We start from the raw sequence: 10,163 nt of genomic DNA, 5'->3' as shown, positions 1-10,163 counted from the left end.
GTGCTGCACGCGAACGCGTACGTGCCGGCCGCGACCGACGAGACGTAGACGCGCCCGATGTCCGAGCCGCTGGACACGACGCCCTGGAGGCGACCGTCGGCGAGCTCCACGAACGGAACCTTGGCGAGCTTGCGGGGCCGTACGGGCGGCAGCACCCGTGCCGTGCTCGACCTCTCCCAGACCGACAACGCACCATCTCCTCATGCGCAGGGGAATGCCGCGCCTCGATGTGCAGTCGGCGCCGGCGGAACGAGATCGAACTTAGTAGCCGGCACTGACAACGCGGCTGCCACGCAGGCGCGTCCGCGACTCCCCGACCGGCTGAGTACGATCGCCTACGCCGGTCCGAGTACGTGAGCGGCTGTCCGCTGCACGCGGCGCCGGAAGGCTGGGACGCATGCGCCGACTGTTGCTGCTCGCCCCGCTGTTGCTGTTCACCGCCGGCTGCGGGGTGCTGCAGAGCTCCGAGGGCGAGGCGACGGACGCCGCACGGGAGGTGGCCAGGCACGCGGGCGAGCGGCTCTACGGCCAGCGTCCGCGCACGGCGGAGGAGGTCGGGCGCTCCGCTTCCGGCATCGACGGGGTGGAGGTACTGCGGGTGACGGGTACCTCGACACACGACGGGGACGGCGTCGACGTGGTCGTCCGCACGTCCGGTTCGGCGTACAACGGATGGTTCGACCTCGACGAGGTCGTCGTGCGGCGCTGTTTCGCGGTGCGGGTGTCGCCCACGTCGGAGTGGAGGGAGGATCCCCGTGACGTGGACTGCCCGGACGGCCCTCCGCTGACCTTCGCCCCGCCGCCCGCACCGCCCCAGCTGCCGTACGAGAAGCTCCGCGCGAAACTTCCCCGGGTGCCAGAGGGCGGCCGGGTGGACGAGGCCAAGGTGCGCCGTACGCTCGCCGCCCTGGACCTGGATCCGGCGATCCGTACCGAGGTGAAGGCGGACGACGGCCGGGTCGGCGTTCTCCTGTCGGTGAAGGGCAACGGCTTCGAGCCGCAGGACTGCCTTCTTGCCCGCGTGCGCCCCGGGGCCACCGAGGTGTGGGCGCCGCCCCGGACCCAGCGGATGCCCGGAGAGGGCGGCTGCACCGTCGGCAACGCCCTGGACCCGGCACCGCCACCGCACTGAACGAGGCCTCAATCCCCGGGCTTCACGCGGGGGCCGGGAGGGCGGCCAGTGTTGCGATTGCGGCTCGGTGGCCGCCCGGGGAGCCGAGGGCGATCTGGTCGGACTTGGCTCGTTTGAGGGCCAGGTGGGCCGGGTGTTCCCAGGTCATGCCGATGCCGCCGTGGAGCTGTACGCACTCCTCGGCCGCGTGGACCGCGACCTTCGAGCAGTACGCCTGGGCGACGGCCACGGTCAGCGGTGCGTCCTCGCTGCCGGTCGCCAGAGCGTCGGCGGCGGCGCGGGCGGCGGCGCGGGCGTTGACGACCTCCAGCCAGAGTTGCGCCATCCGGTGCTTGAGGGCCTGGAAGGAGCCGATCGGGCGGTTGAACTGGTGGCGTTCCCTGATGTGTCGGACCGTCTCCTCCAGGCACCAGGCGGCGAGGCCCAGTTGTTCGGAGGCGAGCAGACCGGCCCCTGCGAGCAGGCCGCGGCGGATCGCCGCCCGCGCGGCGGGGCCGTCCGCGAGACGGACGCCGGTCGCGCGGTCCGCGTCGACCGCGGCCAGCGGGCGGGTCAGGTCCAGCGGGGTCTGCGGCTCGATCCGGGCCTCGGCGGTCGGGACCGCGTACAGCCCGTCCGCGCGTGGGACGAGCAGGACGTCGGCGACGGCGGCGTCCGCCACGCCGGTCACGCGGCCGCCGCCCGCCCCCGGCTCGGCATCGGGACCCGCGGAGAGCGGGACGGCCAGGACCGCCACCGTCCGGCCCGTCGCGAGGTCGCCCAGCAACCGCGCCGCCTCATCCGTCCGTTCCTCCAGGGCCAGCAGCGTCTGTGTCGCCACTACGGAGGACGTCAGGTACGGCGCCGGCGTCACCGCGCGGCCCAGTTCCTCCAGGACTACCGCCGCCTCGCGGTGGCTCGCGCCCTGGCCGCCGAGTTTCTCCGGGACGAGGAGACCGGCGGCGCCGATGTCCGCGGCGAGGGTCTGCCAGAGGCCGGGGACGTACGGGGTGTCCGTCTCGATCCGGCCGAGCAGTACGTCCGGGCCGGCCCGGTCGGTGAGCAGGGCGCGGACCGCGGACCTCAGGTCCTCCTCGGTGTCGGAGTACAGCAGGTCGCTCATCGCGCGAGCTCCTTCCAGGGGACGTCCTTGTCGTTGCGGGGCTCGGCGGGCAGGCCGAGCACGCGCTCCGCGACGATGTTGAGGAGCACCTCGCTCGTGCCGCCCTCGATCGAGTTGCCCTTCGCGCGCAGATAGCGGTAGCCGGCGTCGCGGCCGATGAAGTCGACCAGTTCGGGCCGGACCATGGTCCAGTCGCCGTACAACAGCCCCTCCTCGCCGAGAAGTTCCACCTCCAGGCCGCTGATCTGCTGGTTCAGGCGGGCGAAGCCGAGCTTCATCGCACTGCCCTCCGGGCCCGGCTGGCCCGCGACGAGCTGCTGGCGCAGCCGTTCGCCGGTGAGGCGGGCGACCTCCGCGTCCACCCAGAGGTCGAGGAGCCGCTGATGCAGGTCGTGGGTGCGCAGTTCGGGCCGCTCGCGCCACGTCTGCGCGACCTTCCCGATCATGCCGCCCTCGCGCGGCAGCCGGCCGCCGCCGATGGAGACGCGTTCGTTCATCAGCGTGGTCTGGGCGACCCGCCAGCCGTCGCCGATCTCGCCGAGGCGGTACGCGTCGGGGATCCGCACGCCGGTCAGGAAGACCTCGTTGAACTCGGCCTCGCCGGTGATCTGGCGCAACGGCCGGACCTCGACACCGGGGTCGGTCATGTCGCAGATGAAGTATGTGATGCCGCGGTGCTTGGGCAGGTCCGGGTCGGTGCGGGCGATGAGGATCGCCCAACGGGCGGTGTGTGCGCTGGACGTCCAGACCTTCTGCCCGTCCACGACCCAGTCCTCGCCGTCCCGCATCGCGCGGGTGCCGATCGCGGCGAGGTCGGAGCCGGCGCCGGGCTCGCTGAAGAGCTGGCACCACACCTCCTCGCCGGTCCACAGCGGCTTGAGGAAGCGCCGCTTGACGTCCTCGGAGCCGTACGCGAGGACCGTCGGCGCGGCCATGCCGAGACCGATGCCGATCCGGCGCGGGTCGTTGTCGGGGGCCCCGGCGGCGGCGAGTTCGGCGTCGACGACTGCCTGCAGGGCACGCGGCGCGGCGAGGCCGCCGAGGCCCACGGGGTAGTGCACCCACGCGAGTCCGGCGTCGAAGCGGGCGCGCAGGAAGTCGAGCCGGGGAGTGGTGGCGGGCGGGTGCTCGTCCAGCAACTTCCTGGTACGGGTGATCAGTTCGGCGGCGTCGGGCGCCGTCCCCTCGGGCGCGGTCGCGGCAGGCCGGGTCGCCTTGGACGTCATCGCGAAGCCCCTTCCGGAACGACCACGAGCCTGCCCGTCGTCACCCCGTCCGCCACCCGCTGCACGGCATCCGCCGCCCCCGCGAACGGCACCCGTTCGCTGACCAGCGGCTTCACCACACCCTTCGCGGCGTACTCGGTCAACGTCTCGTGGCAACGCAGGATCGCGGCCGGGTCCTTGAGGTTGTAGAGACCCCAATGCAGGCCGAGGATCGAGTAGTTCTTCACCAGCGCGTGGTTGAGTGCGGGCGAGGGGATCGTCCCGCTCGCGAAGCCGACCACCACGATCCGGCCCTCGAAGGCGACGACCTTCGTCGACTGGGTGTACGCGTCGCCGCCGACCGGGTCGAAGACGACGTCCACGCCGCGCCCTCCGGTGGCCTCCTTGACCGCGGCGACGACGTCCTCGGAGCGGCGGTCCACGACTGCGTCGCAGCCGAGCGCGCGGGCGGCGGCGGCCTTCTCGGGACCGCCTACCACGCCGATGACGGTGGCCCCGGTGGCCTTGCCGATCTGGACGGCGGCGCTGCCGACGCCGCCCGCGGCCGCGTGCACGAGCAGCGTTTCGCCCTCCTGGAGCGCGGCGCGCCGGTGCAGGCCGAACACGGCCGTCTGGTAGCCGATGTGCAGCGCGGCCGCCTCGGCGTCGTCGAGCGCCTCGGGCGCGGGGAGCACCGTCGCCGCGTCGGCGACGGCGTACTCGGCGAAGCCGCCGTACGGGAGAGCCGTGGTGGCGATGACCCGGCGGCCGTCGTCGGTCTCGGCGCAGATCTCCACGCCGGGGGTGAACGGCAGCGGCGGGCGGACCTGGTACAGGCCCCGGCACATCAGCGCGTCGGGGAAGTTGACGTTGGCGGCGCGCACCTTGAGCAGGAGCTGCCCGTCACCCGGGGTGGGGCGGTCGACTTCGTCGCACTGCATCACCTCGCCCGGCTCGCCGTTCTCGTGCACACGCCATGCCTGCATCGGGATCCTCCACGGGCGGTCGTTCCGTACTGGGCGGTCGGTCGCATACTAAGCGGTCGCTTGACGATCCGGGAACAGGCTGCTCAGGACTTCTTCGGGCGTGCCCGCACATGCATCCGCTCGCCCTGCGGCCCGAACAGGGAGAGGAACTCCACCCGACCGTCCGGTGTCGGCCCGAACCAGTGCGGCACCCGCGTGTCGAACTCGGCCGCCTCGCCCGCGCCCAGCACGACGTCGTGCTCGCCGAGGACCAGGCGCAGCTTTCCGGAGAGCACATAGAGCCATTCGTACCCCTCATGGACGCGCGGATCCGGCTCCTCGTACGGCTTGTCCTGGACCACCTTGTACGCCTGCAGGCCGCCGGGCTGGCGGGTCAGCGGGTACATCGTCCGGCCGTGCCGCACGATCGGCTCGGCCCGGACCCGGGGGTCGCCGACCGGCGGCGCGCCGACGAGCTCGTCCAGCGGGACCTGGTGGGCGCGGGCGATCGGGAGCAGCAGCTCCAGGCTGGGCTTTCGCTGCCCGGACTCCAGACGGGACAGGGTGCTCACCGAGATGCCGGTGGAGGTGGACAGCTCGGCGAGGGTGGCGCCGCGGGCGCGCCGGATGCGGCGCAGCCGGGGGCCGACCTCGGTGAGCACGGCGTCGATGCGGGGGTCCTCGTGCGTGTGGTCGGTCATGACTCCATTGCAGAAACGGCAAGAAACTTTGTCAAGCCGGTGAGGGTGGGAGCAGGCTCGGGAGCATGAACGGACACAGAGCCGACGCAGCACGTCCTCGGGGCTTCAGATCTCCGGGAGTCCGCGCTATCGATGCGCCATGACGAGCCGACCGAGCGATCCGACCGATCCGACCGATCCGACCGATCCGACCGATCCGAGTGAACCCACCGCACCGAACGGACTGCCCGCGCCGCCCCCGCTCGGATCGCAGGCGCTGCCCCCTGGGACGTACGAGGGGCGGGCCGTCCTCGTGACCGGGGGTGGGTCCGGGCTCGGGAAGGCGATCGCCACGGAGTTCGCCCGGCTCGGGGCGGATCTGCTGATCGTGGGGCGCTCCGCGGAGCGGCTGGCGCGGGCCCGGGCGGAGCTGGAGGCGGTGGGCGGGACGCGCGTGGCGACGGCGGTGTGCGACGTACGGGACCCGGAGCGGATCGCGGCGGTCCTCGACACCTGCGAGGCCGGGCCGGTCGGGCGGCCCAACGTGCTGGTGAGCAACGCCGCCGCCAACTTCCCCGTTCCCGCCGAGGAGTTGTCGCCGAACGGCTGGCGCGCGGTGGTCGACATCACGCTGACCGGCGCCTGGTTCACGATCCGCGACTTCGCCCGCCGGCACCTGGCGGACGGGACTCCCGCTTCGGTGATCGCCGTCGGCGCGTCGTACGCGTGGACCGGCGGCCCGGGTTTCGTGCACTCCGCGTCGGCGAAGGCGGGCGTCAAGAGCCTCGTCGAGACGTTGGCCGTGGAGTGGGGTCCGTACGGGATCCAGGTCAACGGGCTCGTACCCGGCCTGATGCCGCACGAGGACATGACGGCCGACATCCGCGCGGGCCTGGACCGCGCGGCGGACCCGGCGCGGCGGCAGCCGGCGCTGCGCGTGGGGCTGCCGCGCGAACTGGGCTGGGCGGCGACGTTTCTCGCTTCGCCGTACGCCCGGTTCGTCAGCGGGCACACTCTGGTCGTGGACGGCGCGAACTGGCAGCGCCGGACGCTCGTCAACGATCCGGTGATCCCGGTCCGCGAGCAACTGAGAGGGACCCGGGGGCGGCCCGGAGCCTGACGCACGCTCGGCCGTGCGTGTGAATGCGGGGCGCTCGGGCTGCGCGGACGGGCCGCGGCGGAAAGGATTCGCCGGGGGTGGGCGGGACAGGACAGGCACAGCACACAGCAGCGGAAGGCAGGGCGCACCACATGCTCGGTACGGACTTCACCACCGGCTCTCCCAACTGGATCGACCTCGGCAGTCCCGACACGGAGGCGGCGGCCGCGTTCTACACGAGCGTCTTCGGCTGGGACTACGCATCGGCCGGGCCGGACGCGGGCGGCTACGGGTTCTTCCAGCAGGGCGGGAAGACGGTCGGCGCGATCGGGCCGCTGACCGAGGCGGGCGCCCGCTCCGCGTGGACGGTGTACTTCCAGACGCCCGACGCGGACGCCACCGTGCAGGCGGCGGAGAAGGCCGGCGGGACGGTGCGCGTCGCGCCGATGGACGTGATGGACGCCGGGCGGATGGCGGCCCTGACCGACCCGGACGGCGCGGACTTCGCGCTGTGGCAGCCGGGCACGAACAAGGGCCTGGACCGGACCTCGGAGGACAACACCCTGGTCTGGGCCGAGCTGCACGCCCGCGACCCCGAGGCCGCGCTCGACTTCTACAAGAGCCTGTTCGGCTGGCGGTGGTCGGCGATGAAGGCGCCGGGCATGACGTACCGGGTGATCTCGACCGCCGAGGGCGACCAGGAGGACGCGTCGTTCGGCGGCACGGCGGAGCTCCAGGGCGAGGGCATGGCGCCGAGCTGGATCCCGTACTTCGCGGTGGCGGACGCCGACCGGACCGCCGAGGCGGTGCAGGGCAACGGCGGGACGGTGCTGATGCCGGCGGCCGACGTCCCGGACGTGGGCCGGATCGCCTGGTTCGCCGACCCGTACGGCGCGCCCTTCGCCGTGCTGAAGCCGGAGCCGCGGCAGGGCTGAGAGCTCACGGGCCGTCAAAAGGGCTGACGGCTCGCCGCCCCTCCGCACGACTGACGGCTCACCTGCCCTCGAACCCCGGCTCACGCCGCGCCGCCTTCGCCGCGTACCCCTCGCGCGCGTCGTCGGACGTCAGCGTGAGCGCCGCGGCGAGGGCGGCTCGGTCGAGGGCGGCGGACATGCCCTGGTCGGCGTAGGCGTCGATGTTGCGCTTGATCGCGCGGACGGCGAGGGGCGCGTTCGCGGCGATCGCGGCGGCGATGTCTCGGGCGGCCGCGTCGAGGCCGTCGGTCGGGGTGACGAGCTGGACGAGCCCGAGGCGTTCGGCCGTGGCGGCGTCGAGGCGGCGGCCGGTGAGGGCCAGGTACTTGGCCCAGCCGGCCCCCGCGTCACGCGCGATGCGCAGGTCGCCGCCCGCGTCGACGGCGACGCCGAGTTGCGCCTCGGGCAGCGCGAACACGGCGTCGTCCGCGGCGATCCTGACGTCCGCCATCAGGGCCAGCTCGAAGCCGAAGCCGAGGCAGTAGCCCTGCACGGCGGCCACGATCGGCTGCGGGAGCCGGGCGAAGGCGGCGAAGCGCTCGTGGACCCAGCGGATGCCCTCGTCGTACCGGTGCGTCCGCTCCGCCGCCGACCGCCCGGTGATCGCCCCGCCGGGCGCGGTGACGTCGATCCCGGCGCAGAACGCCCGCCCCTCGGCCCGCAGCAGCACGACCCGCACGGACTCATCGAACCGGATCCGGTCGGCGAACACCCCGAGCTGCCGACTCGCCTCCCAGCTCCAGCCGTTGAGCTTCTCCGGCCGGCACAGCGTGAGCACCCCGACCCCGCCCTCGACTTCCAGCCGAAGTCGCTCCTCCCCCGCCGGAATCCCGCCGTCGAGCGTGTCGATCATCGCGCCCCGCCCCCTTCTTGATGGAGCGTCAGGTTAGGCGGGCGGGTTCGTGGGCGGCAACGGGTTCAGCGGGCGAAGACCTCGAAGGCGACCGCGGGAACCCCGCCGAAGCGCTCACCGGTGCGGGTGGAGATGCCGGTGAGGAACTCGCGGACGTACTCCTCCGGGGCCTGGTCCGTCAGGGCCTCTATGTAGGCGCGGTGGCACAGGAGGGAGTCGATCGCGCGGTCCAGGCCCGGGGCGGCGGGGGCCGCGTGGGTGGGCGTGGTGGAGCCCGCCACGGCGACCCAGCGGACGCCGTTCCAGGGCTCCAGGCCCTGCTCGGTCAGCTCGGGGAAGATCCAGCGGTTGCCCGCGTCGGCCGCCGCGTCGAGCGTGGCGCGCCCGACGGCGACGTGGTCGGGGGTGTTCCAGGGGCCGCCGGGGCCCGGGGTCCAGGTGTCGCGGTGGTTGAGGGTGATGACGAGCTCGGGGCGGTGGCGGCGGATCGCGGCGGCGATGTCCCGGCGCAGGTCGAGCCCGTACTCGATCACACCGTCCCGGTGGTCGAGGAACTCCACGGTCTCCACGCCCACCACCGCCGCGCTGGCGATCTGCTCCTGCTCGCGCACCGGGGCGCAGGCGGCCGGATCGAGCGTGTCGATGCCCGCCTCGCCGCGGGTGGCGAGCAGGTACGCGACCTCCCGGCCGCCGTCCGTCCAGTGCGCTATGGCCGCGGCGCAGCCGTACTCCAGGTCGTCGGGGTGGGCCACGACCGCGAGCGCGCGCTGCCAGTCCTCGGGCATCGGGTCGAAGGCGGGGAGGGTGTTCTCGGTCTTCTCGATCATGGCCGCACCCTACCCGCGCGCCCGCTCAGACCGCGCCGGTCAGAATCACCGAACGCGCCAGGTTGCGCGGGCGGTCCGGGTTGAGGCCGCGGCGGCCCGCCAGGGCCACGGCCAGCCGCTGGGCGCGGACCAGAGCGGCGACCGGGTCCAGCGCGTCGGCGGCGAACAGCGCGCCGGTGGACTCCACTTCGTCGGCCAGGCCGGCCGGCGCGGGACCGAAGCACCACACCAGGCTGTGCCGGTCGCTGATGCTGATCGGGCCGTGCCGGTACTCCATCGCCGCGTACGACTCGGTCCACGCGCGGGCCGCCTCGCGGAGCTTGAGCGCGGCCTCGTCCGCAAGGCCCACCGTCCAGCCGGTGCCGAGGAAGGTGAACTGGCCGCGCTGCTCCCAGGCGCGGGGCAGCGGCTCGTACAGCGCGAGCTCGGCGTCCACGATCGACGGCGTGAGGTCCACCCCGAGCCCGGCGCGCAGGAGTTGCAGCGCCGTGGTCGCGAACCGGGTCTGGACGACGGAACGTTCGTCGGCGAAGGAAAGGTCGAGCACCTCGTCCGCGCGGCGTCCGGCCGGGCTGTCGGGCACTCCGGTCAGGGCCAGGGTCGGGATGCGGCCCTCGGCCCGGGCGAGCAGCTCTGCCACCTCCGTCGTCGTCCCGGAACGGGTCAGGGCCACGATCCGGTCGTAGCCGCGGCCGATCGGCGTCGGGTCGGAGGCGGGGAACGCGTCGGTCTCCCCCGCGCCGAGGGACTCCCGCAGCGCGGCGTAGGCGCGCGCCATGAAGTACGAGGTGCCGCAGCCGACGACGGCGACCCGCTCGCCCGGTCCGGGCAGCAGGGCGGCCTGCGCCGCGGCGATGTCGGCGGCGCGGCGCCAGCAGTCGGGCTGGCCGGCGATCTCGGCGGTGACGTGCGCGGTCATGTCCGGGTCCTCTCGTCCGTGCTGCGGTCCGGACCGATTTCTATCCCGTCCGCTCGGGGCGCACCATGAGCAATCAGTGAGCAGGACTTGGACTTTTGTGCGGGCCCGCGCCGCAGGACGCCCGGACCACGAGCCGGGGCCGCAGCTGCACTTGATGCAGCGGGCTCGCGTCGCCGTCGGCGAGGCGGCGCAGCAGGATCTGCGCTGCCAGCCGCCCCACTTGGAACTTGGGCGGGGAGACGGCGGTCAGCGGGGTCTCGGCGACGTCCGCGAACTCGTTGTCGTAGCTGATCAGCGCCAGGTCCCGGGGCACGTCGAGCCCGGCCCGGCGGGCCGCCGCGAGGACCAGCGTGGCCTCGCGGTCGCCGAAGCAGAGCGCGGCGGTGGCGCCGGCCGCGCGCGCCGCC

11 protein-coding genes and 1 pseudogene are annotated in these 10,163 nt (G+C 73.7%); 3 read left to right on the top strand and 9 right to left on the bottom strand.

The genetic code is table 11. The features are described 5' to 3' along the window. A pseudogene (locus VIU94_RS31750) lies at positions 1–188 on the bottom strand (hypothetical protein); the annotation flags it as partial. 209 nt (positions 189–397) lie between these two features. Here VIU94_RS31750 and VIU94_RS31745 point away from each other — a divergent pair. After that, positions 398–1,132: a translation initiation factor IF-2 gene (locus VIU94_RS31745; RefSeq protein WP_331916703.1), complete on the top strand. Its 735-nt coding sequence runs from the start codon at positions 398–400 to the stop codon at positions 1,130–1,132. Positions 1,133–1,154: 22 nt separating this feature from the next. Here VIU94_RS31745 and VIU94_RS31740 read toward each other — a convergent pair whose 3' ends face one another. The 4 genes from VIU94_RS31740 to VIU94_RS31725 all read right to left on the bottom strand — a co-directional run bounded on the left by VIU94_RS31740 (position 1,155) and on the right by VIU94_RS31725 (position 5,105). Continuing rightward, on the bottom strand, positions 1,155–2,234 hold the full coding sequence (locus VIU94_RS31740; protein WP_331916701.1) for an acyl-CoA dehydrogenase family protein: 1,080 nt from the start codon (positions 2,232–2,234) through the stop codon (positions 1,155–1,157). After that, positions 2,231–3,460 (bottom strand): acyl-CoA dehydrogenase family protein, encoded by a 1,230-nt coding sequence (locus VIU94_RS31735; protein WP_331916699.1) that lies wholly within the window; start codon positions 3,458–3,460, stop codon positions 2,231–2,233. Before VIU94_RS31735 ends, VIU94_RS31740 begins: the two co-directional genes overlap by 4 nt. After that, positions 3,457–4,425, bottom strand: coding sequence for an NADPH:quinone oxidoreductase family protein (locus VIU94_RS31730; protein WP_331916697.1), 969 nt, complete (start codon positions 4,423–4,425; stop codon positions 3,457–3,459). Before VIU94_RS31730 ends, VIU94_RS31735 begins: the two co-directional genes overlap by 4 nt. 83 nt (positions 4,426–4,508) lie before the next feature. Next, complete coding sequence (locus VIU94_RS31725) at positions 4,509–5,105, bottom strand: helix-turn-helix domain-containing protein (RefSeq protein ID WP_331916696.1); 597 nt, start codon at positions 5,103–5,105, stop codon at positions 4,509–4,511. 139 nt (positions 5,106–5,244) lie between these two features. On the opposite strand from VIU94_RS31725, the gene VIU94_RS31720 reads away from it, so the two are divergent. Both VIU94_RS31720 and VIU94_RS31715 read left to right on the top strand, forming a co-directional pair. Then, on the top strand, positions 5,245–6,204 hold the full coding sequence (locus VIU94_RS31720) for an SDR family oxidoreductase (protein ID WP_331916694.1): 960 nt from the start codon (positions 5,245–5,247) through the stop codon (positions 6,202–6,204). A gap of 131 nt (positions 6,205–6,335) precedes the next feature. Further along, positions 6,336–7,118, top strand: coding sequence for a VOC family protein (locus VIU94_RS31715; RefSeq protein WP_331916692.1), 783 nt, complete (start codon positions 6,336–6,338; stop codon positions 7,116–7,118). Positions 7,119–7,176: 58 nt separating this feature from the next. Here VIU94_RS31715 and VIU94_RS31710 read toward each other — a convergent pair whose 3' ends face one another. The 4 genes from VIU94_RS31710 to VIU94_RS31695 all read right to left on the bottom strand — a co-directional run. Next, positions 7,177–8,010, bottom strand: a complete 834-nt coding sequence (locus VIU94_RS31710) for an enoyl-CoA hydratase/isomerase family protein (protein WP_331916690.1) — start codon at positions 8,008–8,010, stop codon at positions 7,177–7,179. Positions 8,011–8,075: 65 nt separating this feature from the next. Beyond that, on the bottom strand, positions 8,076–8,837 hold the full coding sequence (locus VIU94_RS31705; protein WP_331916688.1) for a PIG-L deacetylase family protein: 762 nt from the start codon (positions 8,835–8,837) through the stop codon (positions 8,076–8,078). Between the two features lie 25 nt (positions 8,838–8,862). After that, positions 8,863–9,756: an SIS domain-containing protein gene (locus VIU94_RS31700; protein ID WP_331916686.1), complete on the bottom strand. Its 894-nt coding sequence runs from the start codon at positions 9,754–9,756 to the stop codon at positions 8,863–8,865. Positions 9,757–9,829: 73 nt separating this feature from the next. Continuing rightward, a partial coding sequence (locus VIU94_RS31695) for a substrate-binding domain-containing protein (RefSeq protein WP_331916684.1) occupies positions 9,830–10,163 on the bottom strand: 334 nt, incomplete at its 5' end.

The sequence above is a fragment of the Streptomyces sp. genome (assembly GCF_036566765.1).
Lineage (GTDB): Bacteria > Actinomycetota > Actinomycetes > Streptomycetales > Streptomycetaceae > Streptomyces.
The sequence above is the reverse complement of the archived record's forward strand: the minus strand, read 5'-3'. Positions and strand labels throughout refer to the sequence as shown.